Origin of the sequence: Bifidobacterium bombi DSM 19703, assembly GCF_000737845.1 — a bacterium.
GTDB classification, from domain to species: Bacteria; Actinomycetota; Actinomycetes; order Actinomycetales; family Bifidobacteriaceae; genus Bifidobacterium; species Bifidobacterium bombi.
In genome coordinates, this window is sequence record NZ_ATLK01000002.1 from 117,792 (window position 1) to 143,994 (window position 26,203).

Genomic DNA, 26,203 nt, shown 5'->3' on the forward strand with positions numbered 1-26,203 from the left:
ACTCATCTCAATCAGGATAAGTTAAATATGCGCCGGAGAATTTGTGAACCTATGCAAAGACTTGTGATGTACGACGGCGATTGGTATCGTCCACCCATATGCGCTTATTTCGTGACGCCCACCTGGAGAGGCTTACCGGTTGAGGAGGGTCTTGAGAATATCCATGTCCATATTTAGGTCATCATGTGCGTCTACCCGTACCCTACGGTACTCCATCGGCGTCACGCCCGTCCAGTCCTTGAATTTGCGGTTGAACTGTTCATTGCTCTTGAACCCGCAGCGTCTGGCGGTTTCCTTGACTGAAAGGCTGGTCATGGCAATCAGATCGCAGGCTTCTTCCATTCGGATGCCGTCGATGTAATCGCGCATGGTCGTTCCCATGACCTTGTGGAAACGCCTTGAAAGATAGCTGCGATCCACATGCAGGCCTTTGGCCACATCGGATGGCCCGATACCTTCCCTGAGATGGCGTGCTATGTACGTTACCGCACGCTGTATGACTTGATCGGTGGATGATACTGGTTTTCTCAGCCCTCCACTAGTGATTACATGCTCGGTCAGCAGATGCAGGAAGTCGTAAGCCAGTGAATTGAGTTTAAGTGAATCGCGGACCGTGCCTGCCGTGTAAGAAAAGCATTCAGTGATCAGTGAGAGAAAGGGCTTGAACTCGTCCACATGGAAAACCGTCCTGCTTGGGTCAAGACCAATTTCGGACAAGGTGTCGTTCTCTGTGGTTCCATTGAACCCCATCCACAGGTAGGTCCAAGGATTCTTCTCCGCCGCGTGATATTCGATGGCCATATCTGGTCCGACTACGAAACCGTCATTGCGATGCAGATGATATTCGGCCTCACCCACTCGGACGGTTCCTGTGCCACCTAGTACGATATGGACGATATGCGAGGTGCGCAGAGCAGGTCCAAAAGAATGCCCGGGTTTGGTTCTGGAAATTCCACAGACTGCGAAGGAGATGTTTTGCGCGCTCTCAATAGGCTGCTGGATAAACCAGACCGAGTTTTCCATATCGCTCCCGCTCCCTTCCATACAGGTCGGCCGTCTCAGCCGCGCCTGACTCGATCTTACGGGCAGTGCGGCCAAGACGACCACCTATCTCACGTCCAGCCTGTTCAGATGTGCTACCTGCTTATACCGGACTGTCTTCCGACCTTATTTCACCGACGCTTCATGACGCGGCAGATGTTCCAAATGCCCAGGCCGATGAGGATCAGGGCGAAGACGACCGCCAGGACGATGAAGGGCGCCGTCAGGGAATCCGTGCCGAAGAGCTTGCCGACCAGACCCATATAGAGCGGAGAAATGAAGTTTCCGATGTTGCACCCAATCAGAATCAAGGAGGTGGCCAAGGTACCCATCCTTGGGGTCATGATCTCCCCGATTGTCGTGTAAATGTACGGGAAGCACCAAGCGCCTGGGATGCCGATGATCATCATACCGATCAAGGCGAAGGCGAAGTTGTGGGCGGACATAGCCATCAGAACGTTGCCCACCACGTAGAGCGCGATGCCGATGTAGAGGACGGCAATGCCGATCTTACGATTCAGATAGCCGAAGACAAGACCGGCCAGAATGCCGAGGATGGGCATCAGCGAAAGGAAGAAGCTGGCGTTGTACCCTTCGCCCTTGATACCGACAGAAATCGAGGGGAAGCGCAGTGTTGAACACAACGAATCGAGGACCATGAAAACCGAAAAGAGAACCAGCACCCAGACGAAGGGGTGGAGGTGGTCCATGCGTGGATCGATCTTATTGCCGTTACCTTCGTCAGAGTCGGCCGCCTTGGTCTTTTCTTCTACGGACAAGGTCTCGTCATCCTTCGCTGGCTCCGGAACGACCATGTAGAAGAAGATGGCCAGCGGGAATGCCAACAGGTAGATGGCATAACTCCAATGCCAGCCCAAGGAAAGCAGGAGTCCAGCCAAAACCGTCAACACACACTGGCCGATGTTCTCCATAGAGCCGCGGAAACCGAGCAGGGTCGCCCTCGTATCCCCTTGGTAGAGCTGGCTGATTATGTTGACGGCCAGTGAGTTGTAAAGCCCTAGTCCGCAGCCCAATAGGAGACGGCTGATGAAGATAAGCGGATAACTACTGAGGAACATGGGTCCAATCCCGCCTAATCCCGCCAGAATCATAGATATAAAGATGGTTTTCTTGGTTCCCAACCACCGTTCCACGAATCCCGAAAGGATGATGAAAACGATGACCGCCAGGCTGGGGATGGTTGAGAGTAGTTCGTTCTGCGAAGTGCCAATGTTCAGGTCGTGCCGCATAGCCGGCAAGGCACCGTTGATGGCTGGGGCGCTGGTTAATATCAGGGATATGCCTAAGACCGCCGACTTGGTCAGTGCGCTTTCACTTTTGACTTCCATTAACTTCTTTCTCCTTCTTCTTGATGGTGGAAATCGGACTCACCGCGCGGTGAGGACGAAAAGACGGGAATCGAAATCCTTGGTGCTGCCCAGCGGGTTGATCCCGCCAATTTCGCCGCAAGCGGCATCGGAATCGATCATGCCGATTCGCATCAGTTCGTCACCTTTAAGGCTCATCCCGTTGATGCTGGATGCTCCTGTACAGGAAATGGAGTAGACGGCGTCTGGGTCGAGGCCTTCCAGCTTCAATCTGGTGTAAGGCCCGTTAGGTTCCAAAAGCAACGTGTAGTCACCGACTATTGCCGTACGGCGGTCTGGTGACACCACCATCCAAGCACACTGGTGGTTGTCGTAAGGGGCGCGGAGACGATAGAAGGAACCGTATGCCATAACATCACGGTGCTGCTTGTAGAAGGCCACTTGCTGGTGTACTTCCTTCATGTCTTGCGCATCCAAGGCGTTCAGATCCAGCTCGTAGCCGAAAGTGCCGAACATCGCCACGTTCCCCCTGGTCGTGATCGGCGTGACCCTGCCGGTCTGATGGTTGGGGACAATGGAGACATGGGCACCCATGGTGCTTGGTGGATAGAAGTAGCTGGTGCCATACTGGATTTTCATGCGTTCCACTGCATCAGTGTCGTCCGAGCACCAAATCTGTGGTGTGTAGTAGAGCATGCCCATGTCGAATCGGCCGCCACCCGAAGCGCAACCCTCGATCAGAAGGTCTGGGAAAGCATCCAGGAGACGCTGAAGAAGGCTGTAGACGCCCAGAATGTACCGATGGTGGAATTCGCCTTGGGACTCGGGCCCACGGATATTGTCAAATCCCTCGGAGACGAGACGGTTCATGTCCCACTTGATGTAGGAGATGTTAGCGGTGGAGAGGATGCGGTGCATTTGGGTATAAATGTTATCCACGACATCGGGATTGGAGAAGTCCAACAGGAATTCGTTGCGTCCATGGTTCATATGGCGGTCGGGCGTATGGATGGCCCAATCCGGGTGTGTTCGGTAGAGGTCTGAGTCTTTGTTGACGGCCTCTGGCTCGAACCATAGACCGAACTTCATTCCCATGTCGTTGATTCTCTTGGCGAGACCTGTCATGCCTTGGGGAAGCCTGTCCTTGTTGGGGGCCCAGTCGCCCAAGCCTGCGGTATCGCCATTGCGTTCCCCGAACCAACCGTCATCCAGAACGAAAAGCTCGATTCCAGCCTCTTTGGCTTTGGAAGCAATCGAAACCAGGCGGTCCTCATCGAAGTTGAAGTACGTGGCTTCCCAGTTGTTGATCAGGATAGGACGGGTGCGATGATTCCAAGGCTCTCTGACCAAGTGTTCCCTGACCATTGAATGGAAACCTTGGCTCAAAGCCTGAAGGCCATCCTGCGTCCATGAAATCAACGCCTCGGGGGTCTGGAAGCTATCGCCTGGTGCTAATCTCCAAGCGAAGTTGGCATCGTTGATGCCGACTTGGATGCGTGTTACCTGGTAGGTATCGACCTCGGCATGCAGGTCGAAGTTGCCGGAGTATACGAAGGCCAGTCCCAAGGCTTCGCCCATCGTCTCGTTAGTGCCGGGACGCGAAAGGATGGAGGTCGGATTCATGAAGTGACCACTTGCGTTGCGCAAAGAGGTGATTTCCTGGATTCCCTCGTGCAGTCGGTAAGTATGGGGGTTGCGCTCTCGTGACCAGGCACCGGTGAAGATCGTCATGTCATAGTCACTGTCGGGCATGTCGAGGCTCAGACTCATGGCACGCTCGACTACGAGGCGCTGACTGCCCGCATTGATGATTTCGGCGGATCTGGCCAAGACGGGAGAATCGGCGAAAATCGTGTAGTTCAAAGCCACTTCGAGTCCGGTCAGTGAATCTTCGAGGATGATTCGTAGTGTCTTGCCCTGTTCTTTTTCAGCTCTTGTGGCGGGAAGTCCGGTCAGATTGGGCTTGCCTTCGATGATCTTGTAGCTCTTGTACTGCAGATCGGTCAGCCTTGAGCCATTCTCTTGGAGAACCACGATGGCTGGTTGTCGGTAGTCTCCGGTCCCGTACTCAGGGTACTCCTGCCGCAGATGCTCCAAGGAGTAGGTCAGGTCTCCTTCGATGCGACAAGTGGCGGGAGGACGGTGTTGAAGTTCAACCAGATGGGCGAAGCTCTCCCGGTCGGCTACCGCCGCGCCGAAATACAGGTTGAGAAGCTTGCCCTGGCTGTCAGCCATGATGATGTAGCTAACAAGCCCATTGGTGAGGTGGAACTGTTTCTGCTCATCGTGGGCGATGATCTGGGGGGTGCTATCAGTGCACTGTGACTTTCGTGTATTCATATCGCTCTCTTCCTCGAGGAATTCCTCCGTTGCCTTGTCGGAGTCGTTGACGTGGCACCGTCAGTGACCCGAATCAATGTTTATGATAGGGATTTTCACTGGCAGACCAAGGCGAAGACGGGGCTTGGTTGTGGGCACTTCAGAACTTGGTGTGACTCGGTGCGCCATTAGTCCTTGTGTCGTGAAACGGAGGTGTGAAATCCTTCCAATGGGCTGGAAAATACCCTTTACGCAAGATTATGGTGATTATGTCACGATGATGAAAACCTTTTTCTTTTGTGATTAGATTCCACAAATCATCAATTTGACCCAACGCAAGAATGACGCCGCGGAAACGGCATAATATGGTATAGGAATGGAGGCTTTTGCATTAACTCGTCGGGCTTTTGGCGTTTTATGCAGCGTACAATGCGTGTGCCAAGTGTACGCCAGTCATAGTCGATAGAGGTGACGTGCGCGCTGATGCAAAGCTGTGTAGTTGTGTGGTGCAGTGACAGAGGCCGTGGGGCTTTTTGCATCGAGGGATGACGAGTACAGTGTGTGTATCGGAATGTGTGGCTGCAAGCAAAGATACTCGCAGTTCGGCTTGACTTCGTGTTTAGGTACTTCAGTACATGGCTTTCCGTAAACGCCGTTTCGTCAGTTAGCATGGTAGTGTAGGGTTATCAATAGTCCTTCCAGCAGCCATCATGGCGAAGATGAATCCTACCAACCGTTTTTCAAGTACCGCATATGACCAGAGCTGGCTGTGCGTCACTTTGACTGTTGAATCACGCTTTTTCGTGTTCTCCGCAATTTGAAATCGTGTTTTATGTGAATATGGGTGGCAAAGAAGCCAATAAAGTTATCAACACACCCAGAGGTTTCTGGTTTCGGATATGCTCCGATAAAGGCGAGGAAAGTTATATACAAAATTGCCATTCCGCCATCAACCGACTTGCCGTCAGTAAATGAACGGAATGGCGCAGGTTGTTTTCTGACAACCTAATCCGTGCGAAAATCACATTGCTTGGTGCGCACGCTTTTTAATTATCAACCCGACACTCAAAGCCGCCATGGATGTCAAGAGCACGAGGGAGATGTCGGTACCCGTATGCGCCATCTTGGAAGTGGTCCCTGGAGTGGGCTCCAGTGGTTGCGGCGGTGTGTTGTGGTCGGTGTCGCTTGCTGGCGGTGTGATGGGTGGCACGTCGCCGGGTGGCGTGGCGCTGCTGGTGGCGTGGTTCTTGAACTTGACGTTCCACGCGGCCTTGGCGCCGTCATGCACGCGGCCTTGATGCTTGAGTGCGTGATTGCATGCATAAAAACCCGCCGAAGCGGGTTCCTCAACTGTGCCTCCACGGGGATTCGAACCCCGGATGCGCTGATATAGGGTTAGTGGAAGCAATGAATTCAATGCCTCTGCTGTTATTTTTCAAATACGCTGCTGACCGATAGATTTCGTCTTTATTGTTTTTAGTGCCGCACATGCGGCCCTTTTTCGAAAGGACAAAAGATAATGTATAGGTCTCACCGTCAGCCACCTGAATCCTGGATCGAATTACTCGATACGTATGTTGTCGATATGAAGGCACGGGGCTTTCGGATCATACTTGTGAGACCCGGTGGTATTAGATATCCGCATTTGCTCGATTTATCGGCAAGGCGGCCGCGGAAGTCACCGGCTTGGATGTCAGTATGTGGATTGCTGATGGTGACTGGTCGCTCCAGGCCAAAGCCAGCCGTAGGGCGGCACTCATGCAGTTTTACAGGTACCTGGTACGAACTGGCATGATGCAGAACAATCCGGTCGAAACCGTGCCTGGCATCCGCCGTCCGCGACCGATCGCCAAACAGCCGGCACCCGAAGAGGCGGTCATGCAAGGACTAGTATCAGCGGATACCGAGGCCCGGCTGATGGTGCAGCTCTGCTCCCAGGTCGGGTTGCGGCGCGAGGAGATCTCCAAGGTCGCCGCCTCCGACATAGTGGCCTACGGGGATGGCTACGCCTTGTGTGTGCACGGCAAGGGCGGCAAGGACCGTATCGTGCCCATCAGTGCGCTGTTGGCGCGTGACATCCAGGCAAAGGCCAACGGCGGCTGGCTCTTCCCTGGCAAAGGCGAACGGTGCTGGCTCTTCCCAGGCAAATACAAGGGGCATTGCTGCGTCGATCACGTATATCGCGTGATCAAAAGGGCCACCGGCTGGGCCACACACAGCTTCCGTCGCCGTTTCGGCCGTATCTCGTATGAGGTCAGCGGCAATAACCCCCGTGCGTTCCAGGAGCTGCTCGGCCACGACTCGCCAGCCACCACGCAAAGCTCCATTTTGGTGCCGTCCGCCGATTTAAGAGAAATCACCGAAAAGTCGCCCATTACGATCATCACGTAATAAACAATTAAAAGACTGAATGTGATGCCGGGAGTTACTCCTGGCATTTTATTTCTTCTGATGTTCATCCGCCAATGGGCGGCCTGCGAAGATATCATCAAGATCAGTGATTGAGATCTCTCGGTCGGGCGTATAGACCCTGCCAGGTCGTGTGGCTCCCTGTGTGCTGTACTCCTGGTCTACCTGTTCCCAGCTTTTATCGTTCATTTGTGGTCTGCCAGTCGCCATTGTGATGTCGACCATCCGGTCGAAGCTCACGGGATCGTCGAAAAGCGCATCGACCACGGGGCCGGCTCCCGATCCGGAGGCCAGCGGCGGGAAACCGTGATCGGTTCCAGGGTTATCCTTCATAGCTGTTCCTTTTTCCTTGTTTTGTTTCTATCGGTATTGCCGCCAGTATGATTGCCACTTGTCGGTCAGATACTTCGCGTGGTAGATGACCTTGTTCCTTCCATACTTATCGGTTTTTACCGTTGAGGCGATCGTCGTATTTGCCGGTTTGGCAATGGGTCTGACGGATGATCCAAGCCGAACGTCTTGTCGGTCAATCCCTGCATGAAATCTGTCCCGGTCTTCGTTGCTTGAGGCTGGTCGTAAAAGCAATCCCAGTTTGTCCATCATTGCCAAGCAGCGGTCCTGGAGTCTGCTGGTATCGATCAACGGGTCGTGCTGTGTGCGCACGAGGTAATCGAACTGTTCCAGGTTCTTGTATTCAAAGGCACTAATCAGGATGTCCTTCGCTTCGGGCGAGAGCTGATCGAAGTACTGATCGCGGATGAACGTCAGGTCATACAGGTCGCGAATCTTGTCGCGTGAAAGGTATGCCGTCGCCTTCAGGACGCATAGCTTGCTGATAGTGTACGTCACTATGCCGTTGCGCATGGTGACTGATTGAAGATCCACCATTTTCTCACGATGCGATACCTAGACTTTCAGCGGGGTGTTCAGATCGCCGTAGGTGATGAACGCACGCTGCAGATAGGGTGCCGCCTTCGCTTGCCTGCATTGGTATCCATTGGCTTTGCAAATCTGCTCAAGTGTATTGAAAAAACGTTTTGCAGGCACGGAAGCGTGGTGAGCGTCAAGATCGATGTCCTCGCTGAACCGATCCAGCCCATAACACTCCATGAGCGCCGTACCACCCTTCAAAATGAAGGGATTGTTATCTTGCGAGTTCAAGCCATCCAACACCGTTTCGATGGCCTTACGATTAGCGCCAAGATCCATGATCATCCAACTTTCTGTGTATGGGCATCCTTGTAGGCGAGCCATTTGCCCCAATACTCATGACCCATGAAATGGTCGATCTGGGGTCACTCAGGCCGGTCTCTCAACAGCCAGACGTGGTCCATGATCTCCTGGTCGTAAGCGCTGTTGCTGATGAAGTTATCCCGCATGCCCTGCGCATCCGAATAATACCCCTGCTCGATCAGATCAAGGCAGGCGCGTACATGCGAGGCCACCGGCAGTTTCCCATGCTCAGGTACAAGGCATGATGGATTGATGCCGTAAGAACTGAAAGGGGAGGTGTCTGTGTCAAGCATGTACAAGTGATCCCAGTCCAGGGCGCTGTGATGCCAATCACCGGGAGTATCGGTCCTGTCTCCCAGATTCAACGCCTGGACGCCGGTAACGTACTTCATGATCCCTCCCTTCGATATGCGCATATTAACTACCTCTACAATACAACAGGATCAAGCTCCCACCTAGGTTCATCCCCACTACTTGTGGTACTTCATCCACAAAGCCTGGAAGGTTCTTTCGTCGCCACCGACGTGTACCGACACGATGTCCTTTTTGACATCGGCCTTGGCGGATTCCAGGCGAGCCCGCTATCGCCGCCTACCTCGCTTGGATAGCATGCGACAAAAAGAAAACTGAAACCTACACGCGCAAAGCCATCAAACGAAAACCTCAAACAACACTGGCACAACTCATGGCGAGCACACTCAGCCTAGGCCACACATTACGCTGCTCGTCTCAAGGTGCGTGCACGTCGGCCGCACCTGGCGTGCGTACATCGGCATCGACAACGACCAGACGATTGCCGACCGGTATGGACGCTACGAGCGGACGGTGCACACGCGAGACCTCTTACGAATATTTCAGCCCGCCATAGATCAGCCTGAGCGCGTTCTCGATGCGCAGGCTCGTGTTCTCCTCACGCAACGCCTCGATCCTGCCGTCACCGACCGGTTCATCCGACAGGTCACGAATGGTATTCTACGATCGGAGAGCCGACATCATCACCAATGTGCAACCGCCGTATCAATCAGCTTCCAGCAAGCTTTGCGGGCCAGCTGTTCCTGCTGTGTGCGTGACATGCCCAATGAGGATTGTTCCTCTTTCCCAGTAGAGCAGTCCTCGAAATAGCCGGCAGTCTTATTGCTAAGCCATAGACTGCTTGAGCATTCGTCCGTGGCAGGATTCGCCTTATTGGGATAAAAGGAGACCTCATACTGTGTCTCTTCTTCCTCAAACGAAGCGCTGCTGACTTCCACGATTTTGCCATTCATCCTAATGTCCGCATACGCGTATTGCCTCCAAGTATCCAGGCTTTCTTCTCGATATTGGATATGCTCACTTCCACTGGCCTTTATGGCATCGCGCAAATGCGGATAGCTTTTGAACATGGCGCGCATCTGCACGGTCATCGGGTCGTTGTGTGCGTGGCTGACGGGTAGGGAAGTGCGCCACGCATGCCATCCACCCCACGCGCCAAAAGCCAGCACGACCGTCAGGAATACGGCAAGTACACGCGGCCAGCGCCTGCGGCGCTTTGGACTATTGGAGGGGTGCGTCATTGCCGTGCTTCCGTTCATTGTCGATCCGCTTGTTGAACGCGTCGGCAGCTTTAGCTTCGTGGCCCCCAGACCGTGGCCGTTCTCGTTAAGTTTTCGCCTCAGTGTCGATTCCGAGCACGACACCGGACCAAGCGCCTCTCCAAACGAATACTGACGCAAATCATAACCGGTCATGAACGGTATTCTACGGCCGGAGAGCCGACACCATCACCAATGTGCAACCGCCGTATCAATCAGCTTCCAGCAAGCTTTGCGGGCCAGCTGTTCCTGCTGTGCGCGTGACATGCCCAATGAGGTTTGTTCTTCTTTCCCAGTATCGCAGTCCCTGAAATAGTCGGCAGTCTTATCGCTAAGCCATAGAGTGCTTGAACACACGTCCGTGCCGGGATTCGACGTGGCAGGATAAAAACCGATGCTGTAGGCATCGCCATCATCGATAATGTGTCCGGCATTGCTGATGATTTCCATGGTCTTCCCATCCATGGTGACGTCTACAAATGAGATGTAATTGCCCATATCGTAATCGAGCTTCCGATACTTGATGTCTTTGTCATCGCTGGCCGCGATGGCTTTCTGGAGGGTCCCATACTCCCTGAACATGGCGCGCATCTGCACGGTCATCGGGTCGTTGTGTGCGTGGCTGACGGGTAGGGAAGTGCGCCACATATGCCATCCGCCCCACGCGCCAAAAGCCAGCACGATCGTCAGGAATACGGCAAGTACACGCGGCCAGTGCCTGCGGCGTTTCGGATTATTGGAGGGGTGCGTCATTGCCGTGCTTCCTTTCATTGTCGATCTGCTTGTTGAACGCGTCGGCGGCAGCTTTCTGATCGTCTCCGCTGACTGGATTACCGTTGGAGCTTACGCCTTTCTCCTTGATGACGAATCCGCCTATCGAGTTTGTGCCGACGCTTTGTGCGTTGTCCTGGAGCCATTTCTGTCCCTTTACCGGATCTCCGTTGCCGTAGTTGGCGCAGAACTCGTCGGCGCGGTTGGTTTTGCCTGCGACGATCTCCTGGTGGTATTGCATGGCGATGCCAATCGTGTCCACGCGATTGAGGTGCAGTGGTCCAGCTGCTTTTTCGATGCGCTTCTGGATGTTTATGGCGTCCATGTCGGCGTTCATGTCCTTAAGGTCGAACCTCGCCTTGCCGCTGGCGATGTCGCCACCCCAAGTGGACTCCTCCTGGTTGCGTGGACCGTTCGACCACGTGAAGTTGCTCAGGCTGGAAGCCAGATGCCCGTTGCTCGGATTCTGCATTGCAGCCAACGATCCCATCTCATGCAGAAAATCAGAAGTGCCCTTTCCATCATTCTGCCTGTTCTTTAGATTACCCACAACCTTCGAAGCGTCTTTGGGTGAGTGTCCAAGTTCGTCAATCAGAAACTGTTCTGTCTTGGTCTTGCTTTCTGTACCGGCGGAAATGGCCCACATAAAGCGAGATATGCCGTCGTCACCGTAGGCGATGTTCGCCAGGAGAGTGCAGTAGAGATAGCCTAGATCAGCCACATTCCCATTCTGGTCAAACACCGGATGCTTCTTCGCCCACTTGCGGTATTTATTGGTGAAGTCAGCAAGGAATTCGGCATCCTCCTTGAGCATACCATACTGCTTTTTGAAGAACTTGATCATGTCTTTTTTGCTGATCTTGTCGTCGAGGAACTTGGCCATGACCGCGTTGGCGTCTACGGCATGGCCCGTGTTGTCGCTGGTGGCGATGGGTTGGTCGAGTGGTCGCCAGATGGCCAGGCCCTGCTGGTCGATTTCCTCGGCGATGGCGTTGTTGCGCCGGATCCATGCGATGTAGTTCGCCACGGCGCCCCGCATGGTGTCGGCGGTGGCCTGGAACTCGCCGCGCACGGAGGGCTCGACCTGCCGGGGTATCGCCGCGATCCTGGAGTCGATGGCCTTCAGGCGTGCGATGAGGGCGTTGCCCTCATCCACGTCGATCATCGAGTACGGGGCGCTGTCCGCCAGGTCGATGGTCTGTTTGGCGGCCTGCCGGTGCTCCTCGTTGCGTTCGCGCAGGAGTTCGAGGTCGTGTTTCTGGTGAGCCTGTGTGTCGGCCTTGGCGGCTTGCCATGCCTTGCCGGTCAGGTTCGTGTCGGCGATGAAGTCGTTGCACGCGCGGATGCCCTCTTCTATGGCCTGATCGCGTTTGTCGCACGCGCGCAGCATGGCTTGCATCGCGTCGCGCACTAGCTCCCTGTCGAACCTAATGCCCATGTCGTCTTCGCCTTTCACTCCGATGTGTGTAAGAGTCCCTAATGTCTTCCTGCTATCGTTCGCCGGCGATCTTTTCGAGCTGACCTGCCATGGCGGCGAGCCTGCGCACCGCTGCAGAAGCGATCGCGGCAGTGCTCGCGGGCTGCGAGGTGGAGCCGTGCACATGGGCGTCAGCGTCGCCCGCAACGCCCGCGATGCGGGAGGCCTCGGACTCCAGATCGTCAATCGACTGCGCAACCATGCTCATACCGACACCACCCCTTTGGCGTCCGCGACATCGGTCTCGTGCAGTTGCACATGCACTGCTTTCACGTCATGGCCGCGCGCCGCGTACGCGGCGGCCTGCCTGCGCAGGTCGGCGTCCAGCTTGGCCATTGACTGGCACGCCGTGGCGAGCATCGGCAGGTGACCGGCGAACGTGTCGGGCACCGGCGAGCCTGCCGACCTGGGACAGCCCGCCGGAGGCGTGCGTGAACGCCCTGGCGCGCGCCTGGGCGCCGCCCTCGTTACTCCTGATTGTCATCCCTATGGTTGACAAGGATACCACGCAGGCCATGCAAGACAATGAGAAACGTTATACAGGAATGGCAGCAAGCTAGACGGTTTGTATATACAAACCGCTTTCCGCCCGCCATGGGCGGAACCACCCGAGCGCCGAAGACGGAGGGGACTATCAGGTTCGGGTGTCCCAAGCGGTGAAGTGGTGTCAGGGGACGGGTATGCGCCATGCCCGCCTGTAGGTTTCATATAGTGCTCCTCAACTATCATTGAGGGAGGCGGGCATACACCCGTCTCCGACCGGGCCGGCCGCCGTCAACGATCCGCCAAGATTCATGTGACGACGCCGGACTTTTTCCTTGTTTTTCTGTTTTTCTGTTTTCCTACGGTCCTTCACGGACCCTCGTTATCTACTATGCACCAGTTCGGGAATGCCGGCGGAACCAAAACCGACTTTTTTCCAGGCACGGAAAAGGCCCCGACGGAAACCCGCCAGGGCCCGAAAAACGACCGAATCAATCAGCCAATGCCGCAGGCTCCACCTTTCTGACATGGACTTGGATTTACTATGTTCACGTGGTCTCGCCAAGACCCTCCGCCGCCTTGGGTCTGTTGGGGTGCGGTTGCGCCGCTGCCCGTGTATCGCGGCCTAGCCTGCTACGCCTGCTGTGCGGCCTGGGCCTGTGCTTGGGCTTGGGCTTGGGCTTGGGCGGCGGCTTCGGCGGCGATGCGGTCGGCCTCGGTCTTGGCCTGCACGCTCGCGTTCACCGCATCCACAGCACCCTTGACCGCCTGTGCATCCTTCCTGTCAAGCATGGCCTTGAGCGTGGTGCGGGTGTTCTCGTCCGTGACCCTGCCCGCAGAAGAGTCGTACACGCCCTGAGCGTCCGCCAATATCCTTGCGTCCCTGGAGGCGAGCACTGCCTTCGCATCAGTTTTGAGGGTCCCGGCCTGCCTCGCATACCATGACCGGGCTCTCCCGATCCCTGCGCTCGTCTTACGTACGACGTCACGGCCTGCGGTGGGGCAGGAGGGTATGTCCGGCCCCACGTGTCCGGAATCGTCGGCCAGGGTCGTGACGGTCCCGGGGTCCTTACCTGTCCGACGGTCACGCCCTTGGCTTCCTTGAGCGTGCCGTCCGCGAGCTGGACGAGGTACCGGCTGCGAGCCTGGCAGCGCCGCTGAGTGGATCCTTGTGCACTCCTGCCTGGCCTGTGTGTCCTCATGATGCCGCCACACCGTCCAGCCGCCCGCACACAACACCAACACCAACACAATCGCAGTGATGACGATGGCCGGTCTTACCACTTGCGTGAGTGCTGTTCCTTTGCAGTGCCTTTATTTTCTTCCATGATGTTCTCCTGTTTCCAATTCCACCGTATGGTTGTATGTTTTCCATCTTGCAGACTTGTCTGTATGCCCGCACGAAGACATGTCAGAACAACGACATCTGGCCTGGAGCCGGACCCCACGCGCGGATTCGGGGGAGCGTGGGTGTCCTCGCGCGTCCTTTTCTGCGCTGTCTCCTACGGTTCTCGGCCTCGACGACCTTGGCCCGTGCTTCGGCATCGGGATTTGATGTCAGCCAGGAAAGCATCGTGCGGTAGCGGCTGCGCTCGGATCCATGAGCGACGTCTACCCCATCCTCAGCCGCGAGTCTGGCGACCTGCTTGCGCATCGTCCATCCTAGGGCCGCCCGACAGCCCGTATCGGTCACGGCGTGCGATCGCCTGAGCCATGCAGTTGATCCGCAAGGGGCACACACCGCACACAGCAGCCCCCGCTCGTTGGAGTACTTGCCCTTCCGACGTGGAGTCAATCTCCTCGTCCAGTCCCCACATTGCATCAGCGAACGGCTGCGGGAACGATCTGCACAGTTGGGCTGTGCCGCCCCGCGCGTTCAGACGTTTCCCGACGGCGCTTTTGAAATTCGCTCCTGATGATGTCATTTCGAGTCCTTCCCATTGATACGGGCGATGAACCCCGTTCCTTGGAGAGGCGAACGTTTCGGCGTTGGCGCGCGGCCGGCGAACGGGTGACCCGTGAGGGGGTAATTGATGGTTGTTTACTGGTGGTTTTAGTAGACCTGCATTTAATGCACCCCTAGAATTGTCGGGTACGGCATGTCCTTTGGTGCCTGGGCCATCAGGATTCACCAACTTGTCTGCGCCGTCACCCTCATGCTCCGAAGCATGTGTGGAATCTAGCCAGGCTGACAGACGTTCAGGCTCCGTGTCCACTGCCAGATCCCATACCACACTTCGATACTGTCTGGGCCTGGTGCGCCCTCTTGGCGCCAGAGCTGCATGGCGTTGGTCGCCGCGTCGAATGAAACCGTGAGCTTCCAGATATGTGAGGGCGTTGCGTACGCTCCGCTCCCTGAACTCCGTAACTTGCAGATCGTGGACACGCTCGGCCAAGCACCCGTTCCATCATCAGGTGCCCTATCAGCTAGATACAGCAGCACCGCCTTTGCGGTCGCATTGCCCACACGACACCGGTAGGCCCAACTCGTGCACTGCGTGCTCATAGGATCAGCCTCCAATTGAGCGACCAGGGAACTGAACGGTAACTGGAATAAGTCATGTCCATCAGTCCGTCCTCCCTGAATAAGAAGGGTGGTGCAGCATCGCATCACGACGGCCTGAGATGCTGGGGTCGTGGATGTGACCAAGCTCATCTCTGCTTGTAACGACTGTCCGCCCACATACCCCGAACAATAGGGTATTCTTCAGAATATGACCTCTATAGGAAGGCCGAGTACAATCACTCATGTGTGACTCCTAATGGTGAGTGGTTGAGGACAGTGCATATAAATATAAATCAGGTCTGCCGCTCGTCTGTTACACAGCCGGTTCCAATCTCGATCATTGGAACCGGCATTTTTCATTTATGGGGTATCGGCTAAAATCCGAAATATGAGCAAAGATATGCAAGAGCCGTTCGCAGCGGAAGAAGAAACGCAGGCACATCGTGTTCTTGGTACATGCGGTCGGGTTCTGCTTCTGATCCTTCAGATGGTCTGGCGTCTAGTGTGCGCAATGTTGCGCTTGATAGGGCGGTTGATAGGTTTCCTTTTCAGTGAACTCATATACATATTTAACCTTCTCATTGCATTTGCTTTGTCATCTATATTTCACAGCATCTAACTGGATGGGAGACGTCCATCAAAACCGAGAACAAAATCAGATGTGAGTCCTTGATCGCGGAAAAATAAAAGATCGTTGAATTGCCAGTTGAGTGTGCCATGCTCTTTCTGCGAAGGTGTAGATTGAAATATTCCCATTTCGTGAGCGAGATCTTTCTGCGAAATGTGATGTTCCACGCGCCATCGGCGAACAGGTGAATTTACAGTCATATTCAGATCCTTTATTTTGGGATATCCAAAAATTACTATACAACTATCATCTGAAAACGCAAAATCGATTATTATGTTGATTGTAGGTTATGTTATGCGAGAAGGGATATGTATTATGGAGACGAGTTACGCTTCGACTATGAAAAAGGCGGAGTATCGAACTACAGCATTCTGCTGGAACGTGAAGAAAGTTTTGCATGATAAAGGCTTGTCTCAAAACTATCTTGTGGAAAAGCTTGATGTAAGTTGTGCGACAATGTCACAGATGCTAAATGGGAGCCGGCATTTACGCTTTGAAGAAGGACTGGCAATTGCTGATGCTCTAGACATGGATCTGAATAGTTTGCTTGATACTCGAAACATGGCTGAGTTTTTAGCAAATCGGAATCGCAAACTTGAAGAGAAGCGTCGTGAGAATGAGTTGCTCATGCAGCTTAGCCGCGAGATGGACGAACAAAAAAAGGAACCCGCCGAAGCGGGTTCCGTATCTGTGCCCCCACGGGGATTCGAACCCCGGACACGCTGATTAAGAGTCAGCTGCTCTAACCAGCTGAGCTATAGGGGCGCTGGTCAGCATAAAGCCAAGAAAGAACTATACGCGGGCTGTTGATGAAAGGCAAATCGGTGTGTCGTATCCTTTGTTCGTCGTGGGTTGGTGGCGTCGCAAGCGACTTCAGGCGGTTCACGTTCAAATGGCTGCGGCATATACGCAGCTCAGCTGAGCTGCGACGGTTTAGCGACAGTATGTATGGCTGCGTCGTATACTTGTGTCGGAATGAAACGGACTTGACAGGTTCTTGTTCCTGCATGGCGGCCTGTCAATGATGTGACGTGGCGAAAGGATGCACATGGATGAGGGGAAGAATCAGAGGCTTCAGCCCGAGGGTGCCGTAGATTCCGCCACGCCTTATGAAGAAACTCCCTTGGTGGGCATGAACGTCCATTCGTCAGGCCAAGTGGCGGGAGAATCTGGTCCTTATGGGCATCGTGATGATTCTGATTCCGCGCAGTACTCCGAAGGGCCCCGGCGTCCAAATGCGGGTGTGCATGCGGGAGAGAGGAGTCGCGTTGCACGCAAAGCCGTTTACCGTCGTCGAATCGCGGTCGGGGCGTCCTTCGTGGTCGTGGTGTTGCTCATCGTCTCCCTCACCGTGTATTTCGTGCCGTCGTTAAGGAGAGGTCTGTTTTCGGCGGTCGATGGGGCACAAGACAACCCGGTGGTTTCGAGTTCAAGGAAGGTCGGTGCACGTAAGCGGCGTATGGCAAGATCCGCCGATGCCGCTGATCGGAGGATTGAAGCCGGCGCTTCGGAAAAACGTTCTGAAGAGTCCTCGTCGAAAGAACCGCGAATGATGAAAGTCGCGGGAGGCGAGGTCACAGCGCTGCCGCGACTGACCGACACTGACAGGGCAGCCATCCTGGCCAAAGCCCAGGAGGCGGCTGTGCAAAGCGGCAAGCCTCGTCATGACTATTCCTATTGTGTAGCTACGCGGGGGGGCGGTCAGCGATCTGGTCATATTCGAGAACACCATCTTCCGTACGCTCAATGACCCGCGCGGCTGGCCGCGTGCCGGAGCCACATTCACATACAGCGCCGATTCAAGCAGATGCGACATGGTTTTGTACCTTTCACAAAGCGACCAGATAACCTCGTTTTCGCCTGACTGCTCCAATGAATACAGCTGTCGCGTGGGCCAAGCGGTCATCGTCAACGACGACCGGTGGAACGGAGGGACCCCGCAGTGGCTCGCCGCGGGTGGCACGATGGACCGCTACCGCGTCATGGTCATCAACCATGAAGTAGGTCATAGGCTTGGGCACATGGACAACGAACCGTTCTGCTCTGCGCCGGGCCAGCCGGCACCGCTTATGCAGGAACAGTCGATGAATCTTGGCGGGTGCACCACCAATGAGTGGCCTACGGACGTAGAACTGTGGATCAGCCAGTGAACACGGCCGTCGGTCGGTTCGCCCCCACACCATCTGGTCGCATGCACATAGGCAACGTCTATGCCATGCTCGCCGCTTGGCTTTCGGCCAAGTCCCAAGTCAATCCGGTAATCGGGCTTCCGGGACGGGTGTTTTTGCGCATCGAGGATGTGGACGGCTCTCGTGCTGTACCCGATGCCGACAAGTGGATCATGGACGATCTGCATTGGCTTGGGCTTGATTGGGATGGCGAGCCGGTCTACCAGTCACGGCGGTCGGCGATTTACCGCGAGGCGCTGTATGCCTTGCAATCCATCGATTTAGATGCCGACGCTCCTCTTGGTGACCGTTCACACGTGTCCGGGAAGGTATTGGTCACTCGGGGCGATTCATCTGTGTCGGCCGGAAGGTTGCCGGACGTGCCGAAAGGAAGTGCTGGCAGGTTCCCGCTGGTGTATCCCTGCTTCTGTTCACGCGCGGATTTGCGAGCGGCCTGCGCTCCTCAGGAAGGCGATCGGTTTCTGATCTATCCGGGAACGTGCCGTGCGTTGCTGGCCGGTGACCCCAATGAGGTGCGCTCGCGCTTGGAAGCCAGACGACGGCATTCATGGCGTATTGCGGTGCCTGACGATGAGATGGGTGGGGGTTCCGTGGCCTTCGACGACCGCGTGTTCGGCAGGCAGGTCTTTGATTTGGCGCGCGATGTGGGCGACACGGTGATCCGACGTTCGGATGGGGTTTTCGCTTATCAGCTTGTCGTTGTGGTCGATGATTTGCTGATGGGTGTCAATGACATCGTCCGTGGCCGCGACCTGTTGAGATCAACCGCGTTGCAGGTATGGATTCGGAAGGCCTTGATTGCTTCGGGCTTCGCAGAACGCTACGGCATCGGTTCAGACGACGTCGCCGAATCAGACCGGGGCGATGCCGCAGGGAAGGCTCGTCCTGTAGGAACGTCCGTCAATCCGGTCTATGCCCATGTGCCCTTGATTGATGCTCCTTCGGGACAGCGTCTCGCCAAGCGCAAACGTTCGCCTGATCTTGGCGTTCTCCGTGCAGCCGGGGTGGAGCCGGAGCAAGTCATTGGTTATTGCGCTTGGCTGCTTGGGGTGCGCAAGTCGGACGGCATCGGTAATTGCGGCGCTGCCGGACCGGTACCGATGGATGCCCAAGAGGCGTTGGAACGGTTTTCTTGGGAACAGGTCAAGACCGATGTTTCCGACCGAAAGTTGACGGTCAATTGGGAGAGTGAACTCGTCAGCCCGAAAAGCGCGACTGTGGCGTAACCGGTTCGAGAAGCGGCGACTTGGTGCAGGAGTTAGAGACGGGTCATGGAGGTCGTCTCCAACGTTGGGTCGAAGTCTTCGCAATGACGGACGAAGCGCTGACGGGCCAATACATGTGGAATCCAACGAAAAGACGTGTCTCCCAGGTGCCGGTAAGGCGCCCGGGAGACACACGAGGACAGGGGCTTCTTTCCCTATTCACTCATCGGCATATATCTTCTTGTTGAAGATGAGGTAGACGACCAGGCCCACGATCGTCGCCATGGAAGCCACAAGGAACAGGTTCCCGTAGTTCGCGGCTGATCCGGTTGCTCCGGCCAGGCTGAAGCCGGTCAGAGGCTTGGAGGTCATCAGTCCGCCGATGATGGCGATGCCGACCGATCCGGCTACGTTCATGGCGAGATCGTTCATGCCCACGCCGCGTCCGGATTCGTCCTTCGTGAGGGTTTCCAACACGGTGTCGACGACGGGGGAGTACAGCAGCCCTACTCCTGCATAGTACAGACATCCGGCTGCGGCCAACGCCGCCGGGCTGATTCTGATGCAGAACGAGGCGATGATCAGGCCTGCCAGCTGCAGGACGGCCGCGCAGATGATGCCGGCTTTCTTACCAATCTTATCGATGATCCAGCCGGAGCAGGTACCGAAGATCGCGGCCACTACGAAGGCCCACACGATGTAGAGCGAGACGGTCTGCGTGCCGAGGTGGTAGATTTCACCGCCGATGGCGTTGAAGATTGGTGAGAATGAGTAGTTGGGCAGGTAGAATAGGAGGATAAGGCTAATCGCCATGATCCAACGCTTGTTATGGAAGAAATCCGGGGTGATGAATGGATTCTTCGCCTTGTGGATGTAGACCGCGAAGATGATATAGAGCAGCGCGGAGATTACGAGCATCCACCATGCCATGTATGAGAAGAACAGGGTAAGGAATGCGGTGGCGGCACCGAAAATCACGAAGCCCCAGACGTCGACCTTTTCACCAGTGTCGGAATGATTCGGAAGGTTGTGCAACAGCAGCGGCAGGAAGAGGACGGTGACGACGGGGATTAGGAAGAGATACTGCCAATGAATGGAGGTCAGGAAACCTGCGGCGAAAACGCCGATGGCGGCGGAAACCTGGTAACCGGCGGTGAAGATTCCGAAGAAAACGACCTTCAGTGAATCCTTGAGGTACTTGGTGGCGACCACGAGGTAGACGGACCCGGCCACCTGTTCACCTGCCGTCTGTATGATTCGGGCGATGATGACGGTCCATATGTTTGCTTGGAAGAAGGAGTTCGCGACGAAGCCGAAGACCGAGCCTATGGTCAGTAGTGTGATGCCTGCGACCACCAGTTTTTTCAGCGAGACGAAGTCACCAAGTGAGCCATAGACGAAGCAGACGATACCCAAGACGATGCTGGGCAGCGCTGTGATGAGTGAAGCTTGCGCGGGTGCGCCAGCGTCCTTACCGACCTGGGTGAATACCAGATTGAATCCTTGAAGGCACAAGGTGCCGAGAACAAATGTTATCAGAAGCGGGATGAGCGCCTTTACTGCCATGTCGCTGGTAATCTCGGAGTCATTCCCTTTTGTTGAAGAAGGCACGGAGCTGGTCGTGTCCTGATTGTTTTGTTTTGTCATATGTTCATCCTTGAAATGTAATCAGGGTTTTCTTACTTGGCGGAGGCTGCGAGATTGCCGATGCGGGTCATGAACTCGTTGAGGAATCGGTCAACATCGACTCCAACGGCGACTTGCATGGTTTTCTTCGAGTTATTGAGGCGAGTGTTGTCTCCTATGGTGCGTCCACGGGTCGGTGCTTCGGTTTCGACCTTCATGTTGATCGGCAACGTGGTCACCAGCGTGGGGTCGACTGCGACGGCCGCGGCGAGTGGATCGTGCAGTCCGCATCCTCCCAGATGCGGCGAGGTGGTTTCATAGGCTTTGATGTAGAAATCGACCATGTCCGCCAGGAACGTGGCGGCTGGAGTGCCGATTCCTCGCCATTGCTCGGAATGTTCGTAGGTCATGAGGGTCTGCAGCGTGACGTCCAAACCGATCATCGTCACCGGTGCGCCAGAGCGGAAAAGCAGGTCGCAGGCCTCCGGATCCTGTGAGATGTTGGCCTCGACCCACGGGGCCGAGTTGCCGCAGACGGTCAGTGCCCCGCCCATCATCACGATGTTGCCGATCTCGTCTTTGATTTCAGGGGCTTTCTGCAAGGCTTTGGCGATGTTCGTCTCAGGGCCAGTCGGTACGAAGGTGAGGTCTTTGCCGTACTTCTTGACGGATGCGATAATGAAGTCGACAGCATTCATATCGGTTTCCACCGTGCGTTTGGAATCGGGTATTTCCACGTCGCCGATGCCGTTCTTGCCGTGAATGAATGCTGAAATATCAGAGACGGTGAATGAATCCGCCGTCAGGGCATGTGACTGACCACGATAGACCGGCACTTCCGGGTGACCAAGCAGATCGGTGATGGCCAGGTCGTTGCGTATGCCCTGTTCCAGAACCACATTGCCGAATGTACTGGTGATGCCGATCAGCTCGACTTCGGGACTGCCGAGGATATAGGAGATGGCAAGCGCGTCATCAATGCCGGTATCCAGATCAAGAATGATTTTCTTCATTATTCGCCTTTCAACTTCGCGACATCTGACTTGAGATGCGTCTCAACATTGACAAACGGTAAGGACGCATGCCTTACAGGCGTGCTTCCACATATTGATAAAGTGATTTAGCAATATTTATATATAATATCGTTTTTATTGGGTTCAGATCGTATAGTCAGGGTCCAGCGCGGAGGAAGATGCCTGCATGACCCGTCAGACCAGGTAGAGGTGGCCTCGTTCTGAGACGGCATCGCCCGGATGGCGGTGTCGGGGACATATGCCGGCATCCTGTACGTGGGGCGTCAGACATGTTCCATGGTAAATCCGAGCATATACGTGGGCTTGCGATACTCGTCGGATTATGAATGATCGGAGGTGGGCTCGCGGTCTTGGAATCTGCTTCGTCTCATGTTCGCCTCGATCGCAGACGACGCACCATGATGACATGGGAGCGCATACTATGGATATGACCAATCACAACGGGAAGCGAGGAAACGATGACTGCTTATATGGATCACAAGGATCTCGCCAACGAGACCGTCGATAGTCAACGGGCTGGGAAGATTAGCGACGGGGTGCACCGTGTGCTTGATGGCATTGCCGAGGCTGAGTCCGCTGCTGGGCGTGACGCTGGATCAGTGAAGCTGCTGGCAGCGACCAAGACTCGTGACGTGGGCGAAATCATGGCAGCCATCGACGCGGGCGTCCGTATGATCGGGGAGAATAGGCCCCAGGAAATCCAAGCCAAAGCGGAGGGCTTGAGGCGGTTGTGCGCCCAACGTGGGTTCGCGCTCGGCAGAGATGATGCAGTTGGTTCCGGCGCCGCGGCCGCGGCTGAAGAGCGTGCGGATATGGTCCATATCCCGTTCCACGTCATCGGTCAGCTTCAAGCGAACAAGATCGGTAAGGTTTTGCCGGTGGTCGATACGATCGAGTCGGTCGATTCCTTGCTGTCCGCCGAGCGTCTTTCCCGCCGTGCCGTGGCCCGTGGGATCACGGTGGGTGTTCTGCTGGAAGTCAACGAGTCGGGAGAGAAAACGAAGTCCGGTTGTTCTCCCGCTTCCGCCGTGGAGTTGGCCGGTCAGATCGGAGTGCTTGACGGCCTTGAACTCCAAGGTTTGATGACCATTGGTGCGAACGTGGAAGATGAGAAGAAGGTGCGTGAAGGCTTCGCCCATTTGCGCCGCACGCGCGATCAGATCCTGTCATCAGCAGAACCGGGCACGTCTTCTTGCAAGGAGCTTTCCATGGGCATGACCCATGACATGGCTGCGGCGGTCGCGGAGGGATCGACGGTTGTAAGAATGGGCACCGCCATCTTCGGAGAACGCGCCTTCATCTGACCGCGTAGTCCGACACCGGGCATGCTATCAGACTGGGCTAGTAGAATCTATGTACCATGACTGCTAACGAAGAAGGCGCTATGCAAGAAAGCGAACGGCATGAAGCTGGCGAGCGGGCCGATGCAGCCCGCAGCAAGCCAACGAAACGTGCAAAGGTGATGCGCGGCATCGTCGCGCCTGTTTTCGGCTTGCTTGCAGTGACATTCTTCGCGTTGGGCCTGCTCAACGCCACGCTGTGGAAGCCCAACGCTTCAGTGACGGCGACCGGATACCTGACCAGTCGCTATGCGGTTACGGATCCCGGAATGCTGTCGCTGCTTGACGGGACGGTAAATCTGCAGGTTGGCTTGGATAAGGCGACGGCGGATGGGGCAGGTCGTTCGGCCGGTTCCGATGAGGGTTCCAAGGTGTCGCAGGAGCAGCCGGGCAAGGTCTGTGTGGCCATCGGCCTGGCCAAGGACGTATCCGGCTGGCTTGCCGGAAGCAAGTATGAAAGAATCGTCGGTCTCCATGATCACACGCAGCTGCACACGCAGATGATGCAGGGTACGGCCGAACGCGATGCGACGAAGTCGACGGATTCGGATTCTGCAAAGAAGGCCGACGCAGACAAAAACGCCGTGGACTTCGAGGATTCCGACATGTGGTCGCAGGTTGCATGTGCTAAAGCAGGACGTCCGGTGACGATGAAGGTGGAGGCCAAGGACTCGCAGGTGGCGCTCATCGATTTCGGCAAGGCGGTGCCCGATCGCGTGGGTGAGGTGAACATGCGTTGGGTGCGAAGCAGAGTGCCGAACACCGCTTTGCCGTATTACATCGCAGCTGCGCTGCTGGTGATCGCCACTGTGCTGTCCGCTTCCGTCTTTGCGATGACGCCGAAGCCGAGGAAAAAGCCGGTAAAGGCGCAGGGCGAAGCCGGTGACGCCTCGCCGGGCGAGGTGACGATAACGGAGGCATTGACCGGATCGTTGCAGGGGCTGCGTAGGGGCCTGCATACCTCCGGACCGGGAAGGCATTCGAAAAAGACCGCCCAAGAGGTGGCGCAGGAGGCGCTCGTCACGGAGGAGGGATTGCGTTCGGCCCGTGAATTGCAGGAGCAGGGGCCGAGCATCGTCGATCCGTCGCTGCACAATCTGGTACGGCAGGCCGGGGGGGACGGGGGTCGAAAGCGAATCCGGTATGGCCGCTGGCACCATTGCCACCGGCGACGTTCATTCAGAGGACGGCGGGGATATCGAGCTTACTTCAGCCATTGCGGACGATGCTTTGCAGGCCTATTTCGAGAGACTTTCCCAGGAGGAAAGCCAAATGGTTCAGGAAGTCGAGGATCAGGACGAGGAGCAGATGCATATCGAGCCCGAGCCATCACCGACTCAGTCCGACTCGGAAGGTGGAGCGGACCGCCGAAGCATCGAAGGATCCGGAGTCAGTCGGGACTCTGGTAGCGGACAGGAATCTCGTGACGGTCAAGAGGTCGAAAATTCGGCCGAACCGGAAGAATCACAAGGTCGGGAAGACGATTCCTTGCGTGGCGGCGTTGGGGCAGCTTCCGACGAGGCCCACGGAAAGGAGGGGGTGACACGGAAGAACGACGAAGGAAACGATGCTACCGAAAAGGATGCCGATGGCGGTCGAGCCGTTCAGTCGGACGCCAAGAGGGAGGTGAATGGAGAACGTGGCATCCTTGATGCGAACGCGACCTCTGGCGGCGCTGAGGTTTCTGACAACACTAGCGACACTGCTTTGCAGAGTGATGCCGCTCAGGCGGTCGAAGAGACAAAAGAGGCGAATGGGACGGATGTAGTGGATGGCGACGATGTGGCCTCGCGTATGGACGATTCGCAGGAAAACAAAGATATCGAAGGTACTGAGGGTGCACCTGGTCAAGCGGCCGTCGATGAGGAGGACATCGACGCGGTCGTCGAGGCAGTGAACGCCGTAAGCCGAGGCAAGGATGGGGAATGAAATGCTGAGTGGAATGATATGTAGGTTGAAGGCCGAAGCCATGTCCCGATCACTGCGGCGTCGTGTGCTGGTGGCGATATCCGTTCTCGGGGTCCTGTTGACGATGGTTTCTTTGACCGGTTGCGGCAATGCTTCGCTGCAGCCTGATGTGAAGCTTGATTCCACGCCTGTGCCCGATCTTACCGAGGCGCAGGAGAAGAGGATTCGTGAGTCCATCATTGATACGCTCGATCATGCGGATAAAACAAAAAAACGCCGCCGATCTCAACCCCCGGGTCACTGGGCCGGCTTATGAGGTCCGTTCCAGTGAACTCCAGATAGCGGCTTCGACGGGGAAACTCGATCCACGCACGACGATTCCGCGAGACCTGGCTCAGACGGTCATCCCAACGACGTCCGGCTGGCCTCGTTCGGTCTTCTCGATTACTGCGAACACCTCCGACCAGCAGTCGAAGCGACTCATGGTCATGCGGCAGTCCGAAGCCAGGAGCAATTATCAGCTTTGGGGGGTCGTCCGGCTGTTTCCCAGCGTGACTTTGCCTAAGTTCGCCATTCCTTCGATTGGTTCTCAGATGGGAGAAGCCGATGATTCGGGACTGGTGACCACACCTAAGCAGGCGGTGCAGCAGTATGCTGATCTGCTCACGTATGGTTCGCAAAGCAAATATGACAAACGGTTTGCCGATGATCATTTCCGCGACGATTTGTCCAAACTCTCTCAGACGGTGCAGGAGGGCATGGAGCGCAACAATGGCAGCCAATCTCAGGTCTTCACCCCCAAGCCAGGCGCCATTTACGTCATGCGCTCCGCCGACGGCGGTGATCTGGTGATGGCCCAGATTGATTCGCAGTGGACCAGACAGGCAGGTGAGGGCCGTGAATCGCAGACCGCGTCGGATGAGGAGAAGGTGTTGTTCGGCGGCGGAAAGGCCACGAGCACCATGCGGGTGACCTATGTCAACGTCGTGGCGTTGTATGTCCCCGCCGCTGATTCCGGGCAGAAAGTGACGGCCGTCGGCGCCGAACGGCAGCCAGTCAAGGTCGAGGCGTTGTAGGAAAGCTGTTCCGCGTGAAGGTGATAGTCCGCTTCACGGGCTGATATTTGTGATAAAAC

General features: G+C 55.9%; 30 protein-coding genes and 1 tRNA gene. 11 read left to right on the plus strand and 20 right to left on the minus strand.

From position 1 onward, the window contains the following. Window positions 1-132: 132 nt before the first annotated feature. From BBOMB_RS06635 to BBOMB_RS06645, 3 genes are all read right to left on the minus strand, one after another. On the minus strand, window positions 133-1,023 hold the full coding sequence (locus BBOMB_RS06635; protein ID WP_052377570.1) for an AraC family transcriptional regulator: 891 nt from the start codon (window positions 1,021-1,023) through the stop codon (window positions 133-135). A gap of 149 nt (window positions 1,024-1,172) precedes the next feature. Next, window positions 1,173-2,390 (minus strand): MFS transporter, encoded by a 1,218-nt coding sequence (locus tag BBOMB_RS06640; protein ID WP_044088032.1) that lies wholly within the window; start codon window positions 2,388-2,390, stop codon window positions 1,173-1,175. A 39-nt stretch (window positions 2,391-2,429) separates the two neighbouring features. Continuing rightward, the gene (locus BBOMB_RS06645; RefSeq protein ID WP_044088031.1) at window positions 2,430-4,709 is read right to left on the minus strand and encodes an alpha-galactosidase; all 2,280 of its coding nucleotides are present in this window, start codon (window positions 4,707-4,709) and stop codon (window positions 2,430-2,432) included. 1,055 nt (window positions 4,710-5,764) lie between these two features. On the opposite strand from BBOMB_RS06645, the gene BBOMB_RS08120 reads away from it, so the two are divergent. Continuing rightward, window positions 5,765-5,986 (plus strand): hypothetical protein, encoded by a 222-nt coding sequence (locus BBOMB_RS08120; RefSeq protein ID WP_152570189.1) that lies wholly within the window; start codon window positions 5,765-5,767, stop codon window positions 5,984-5,986. Between the two features lie 400 nt (window positions 5,987-6,386). Then, window positions 6,387-7,079: a tyrosine-type recombinase/integrase gene (locus BBOMB_RS06655; protein ID WP_238549940.1), complete on the plus strand. Its 693-nt coding sequence runs from the start codon at window positions 6,387-6,389 to the stop codon at window positions 7,077-7,079. A 48-nt stretch (window positions 7,080-7,127) separates the two neighbouring features. On the opposite strand, the gene BBOMB_RS06660 is transcribed toward BBOMB_RS06655, so the two are convergent. The 14 genes from BBOMB_RS06660 to BBOMB_RS07935 form a co-directional block, all read right to left on the minus strand. After that, window positions 7,128-7,430 carry a hypothetical protein gene (locus BBOMB_RS06660; protein ID WP_044088028.1) on the minus strand — a complete coding sequence of 101 codons (303 nt, stop codon included), beginning with the start codon at window positions 7,428-7,430 and terminating at the stop codon, window positions 7,128-7,130. Window positions 7,431-7,457: 27 nt separating this feature from the next. Beyond that, on the minus strand, window positions 7,458-7,985 hold the full coding sequence (locus tag BBOMB_RS07735; RefSeq protein ID WP_052377571.1) for a nucleotidyl transferase AbiEii/AbiGii toxin family protein: 528 nt from the start codon (window positions 7,983-7,985) through the stop codon (window positions 7,458-7,460). Window positions 7,986-8,003: 18 nt separating this feature from the next. Continuing rightward, the gene (locus BBOMB_RS07740) at window positions 8,004-8,306 is read right to left on the minus strand and encodes a nucleotidyl transferase AbiEii/AbiGii toxin family protein (protein ID WP_081867449.1); all 303 of its coding nucleotides are present in this window, start codon (window positions 8,304-8,306) and stop codon (window positions 8,004-8,006) included. A gap of 86 nt (window positions 8,307-8,392) precedes the next feature. After that, complete coding sequence (locus BBOMB_RS06670; protein ID WP_044088039.1) at window positions 8,393-8,722, minus strand: hypothetical protein; 330 nt, start codon at window positions 8,720-8,722, stop codon at window positions 8,393-8,395. Between the two features lie 603 nt (window positions 8,723-9,325). After that, window positions 9,326-10,057: a hypothetical protein gene (locus BBOMB_RS06675; RefSeq protein WP_044093325.1), complete on the minus strand. Its 732-nt coding sequence runs from the start codon at window positions 10,055-10,057 to the stop codon at window positions 9,326-9,328. Window positions 10,058-10,090: 33 nt separating this feature from the next. Beyond that, window positions 10,091-10,672, minus strand: coding sequence for a hypothetical protein (locus BBOMB_RS06680; RefSeq protein ID WP_156097154.1), 582 nt, complete (start codon window positions 10,670-10,672; stop codon window positions 10,091-10,093). Beyond that, window positions 10,635-12,110, minus strand: coding sequence for a hypothetical protein (locus BBOMB_RS06685; RefSeq protein WP_156097156.1), 1,476 nt, complete (start codon window positions 12,108-12,110; stop codon window positions 10,635-10,637). Before BBOMB_RS06685 ends, BBOMB_RS06680 begins: the two co-directional genes overlap by 38 nt. A gap of 52 nt (window positions 12,111-12,162) precedes the next feature. Continuing rightward, the gene (locus BBOMB_RS06690; RefSeq protein WP_044088157.1) at window positions 12,163-12,357 is read right to left on the minus strand and encodes a hypothetical protein; all 195 of its coding nucleotides are present in this window, start codon (window positions 12,355-12,357) and stop codon (window positions 12,163-12,165) included. Next, entirely contained in the window at window positions 12,354-12,539 is a 186-nt protein-coding gene (locus tag BBOMB_RS06695) for a hypothetical protein (protein ID WP_044093328.1), read from the minus strand. Before BBOMB_RS06695 ends, BBOMB_RS06690 begins: the two co-directional genes overlap by 4 nt. Before the next feature lie 726 nt (window positions 12,540-13,265). Further along, complete coding sequence (locus tag BBOMB_RS07745; protein ID WP_052377573.1) at window positions 13,266-13,916, minus strand: hypothetical protein; 651 nt, start codon at window positions 13,914-13,916, stop codon at window positions 13,266-13,268. Between the two features lie 127 nt (window positions 13,917-14,043). Then, complete coding sequence (locus tag BBOMB_RS08125; protein WP_152570164.1) at window positions 14,044-14,286, minus strand: hypothetical protein; 243 nt, start codon at window positions 14,284-14,286, stop codon at window positions 14,044-14,046. Next, window positions 14,255-14,557: a WhiB family transcriptional regulator gene (locus BBOMB_RS07750; protein WP_052377574.1), complete on the minus strand. Its 303-nt coding sequence runs from the start codon at window positions 14,555-14,557 to the stop codon at window positions 14,255-14,257. Before BBOMB_RS07750 ends, BBOMB_RS08125 begins: the two co-directional genes overlap by 32 nt. Before the next feature lie 254 nt (window positions 14,558-14,811). Continuing rightward, window positions 14,812-15,288 (minus strand): helix-turn-helix domain-containing protein, encoded by a 477-nt coding sequence (locus BBOMB_RS08545; protein ID WP_414133082.1) that lies wholly within the window; start codon window positions 15,286-15,288, stop codon window positions 14,812-14,814. A gap of 465 nt (window positions 15,289-15,753) precedes the next feature. Beyond that, a complete protein-coding gene (locus BBOMB_RS07935) occupies window positions 15,754-15,966 on the minus strand; it encodes a helix-turn-helix domain-containing protein (protein ID WP_081867438.1) in 213 nt (70 codons plus the stop codon). Between the two features lie 115 nt (window positions 15,967-16,081). Here BBOMB_RS07935 and BBOMB_RS07940 point away from each other — a divergent pair, with 115 nt between their 5' ends. Continuing rightward, window positions 16,082-16,492: a helix-turn-helix domain-containing protein gene (locus BBOMB_RS07940; protein ID WP_161787712.1), complete on the plus strand. Its 411-nt coding sequence runs from the start codon at window positions 16,082-16,084 to the stop codon at window positions 16,490-16,492. On the opposite strand, the gene BBOMB_RS06715 is transcribed toward BBOMB_RS07940, so the two are convergent. Next, window positions 16,458-16,531: transfer RNA gene (locus tag BBOMB_RS06715), tRNA-Lys, on the minus strand. The two genes, BBOMB_RS07940 and BBOMB_RS06715, sit on opposite strands and share 35 nt — an antisense overlap. Before the next feature lie 283 nt (window positions 16,532-16,814). On the opposite strand from BBOMB_RS06715, the gene BBOMB_RS08370 reads away from it, so the two are divergent. The 3 genes from BBOMB_RS08370 to BBOMB_RS06725 are packed head-to-tail and all read left to right on the plus strand — an operon-like array spanning window position 16,815 to window position 19,181. After that, window positions 16,815-17,516 carry a hypothetical protein gene (locus BBOMB_RS08370; RefSeq protein WP_052377575.1) on the plus strand — a complete coding sequence of 234 codons (702 nt, stop codon included), beginning with the start codon at window positions 16,815-16,817 and terminating at the stop codon, window positions 17,514-17,516. Beyond that, entirely contained in the window at window positions 17,497-17,916 is a 420-nt protein-coding gene (locus BBOMB_RS08375; protein ID WP_238549943.1) for a DUF3152 domain-containing protein, read from the plus strand. The genes BBOMB_RS08370 and BBOMB_RS08375 overlap by 20 nt, the downstream gene beginning before the upstream one ends. Then, window positions 17,901-19,181 carry a glutamyl-Q tRNA(Asp) synthetase gene (locus tag BBOMB_RS06725; RefSeq protein ID WP_269146621.1) on the plus strand — a complete coding sequence of 427 codons (1,281 nt, stop codon included), beginning with the start codon at window positions 17,901-17,903 and terminating at the stop codon, window positions 19,179-19,181. The genes BBOMB_RS08375 and BBOMB_RS06725 overlap by 16 nt, the downstream gene beginning before the upstream one ends. Window positions 19,182-19,379: 198 nt before the next feature. Here the strand turns inward: BBOMB_RS06725 and BBOMB_RS06730 are convergent, their stop codons facing one another. Beyond that, window positions 19,380-20,807: an MFS transporter gene (locus BBOMB_RS06730; protein ID WP_044087847.1), complete on the minus strand. Its 1,428-nt coding sequence runs from the start codon at window positions 20,805-20,807 to the stop codon at window positions 19,380-19,382. Window positions 20,808-20,839: 32 nt separating this feature from the next. Continuing rightward, complete coding sequence (locus BBOMB_RS06735; RefSeq protein ID WP_044087848.1) at window positions 20,840-21,799, minus strand: nucleoside hydrolase; 960 nt, start codon at window positions 21,797-21,799, stop codon at window positions 20,840-20,842. 479 nt (window positions 21,800-22,278) lie between these two features. Between BBOMB_RS06735 and BBOMB_RS06740 the strand changes: the two genes are divergently transcribed. From BBOMB_RS06740 to BBOMB_RS06755, 5 genes are all read left to right on the plus strand, one after another. Beyond that, window positions 22,279-23,124, plus strand: a complete 846-nt coding sequence (locus BBOMB_RS06740; protein WP_044087849.1) for a YggS family pyridoxal phosphate-dependent enzyme — start codon at window positions 22,279-22,281, stop codon at window positions 23,122-23,124. Window positions 23,125-23,204: 80 nt separating this feature from the next. Then, complete coding sequence (locus BBOMB_RS06745; protein WP_044093329.1) at window positions 23,205-24,569, plus strand: hypothetical protein; 1,365 nt, start codon at window positions 23,205-23,207, stop codon at window positions 24,567-24,569. Window positions 24,570-24,699: 130 nt separating this feature from the next. Beyond that, window positions 24,700-25,089 carry a hypothetical protein gene (locus tag BBOMB_RS06750; RefSeq protein WP_044093330.1) on the plus strand — a complete coding sequence of 130 codons (390 nt, stop codon included), beginning with the start codon at window positions 24,700-24,702 and terminating at the stop codon, window positions 25,087-25,089. Window position 25,090: 1 nt separating this feature from the next. Beyond that, window positions 25,091-25,384 (plus strand): hypothetical protein, encoded by a 294-nt coding sequence (locus BBOMB_RS08550; RefSeq protein WP_156097158.1) that lies wholly within the window; start codon window positions 25,091-25,093, stop codon window positions 25,382-25,384. Continuing rightward, window positions 25,323-26,144, plus strand: coding sequence for a hypothetical protein (locus BBOMB_RS06755; protein ID WP_052377578.1), 822 nt, complete (start codon window positions 25,323-25,325; stop codon window positions 26,142-26,144). The genes BBOMB_RS08550 and BBOMB_RS06755 overlap by 62 nt, the downstream gene beginning before the upstream one ends. Window positions 26,145-26,203 lie beyond the last annotated feature (59 nt).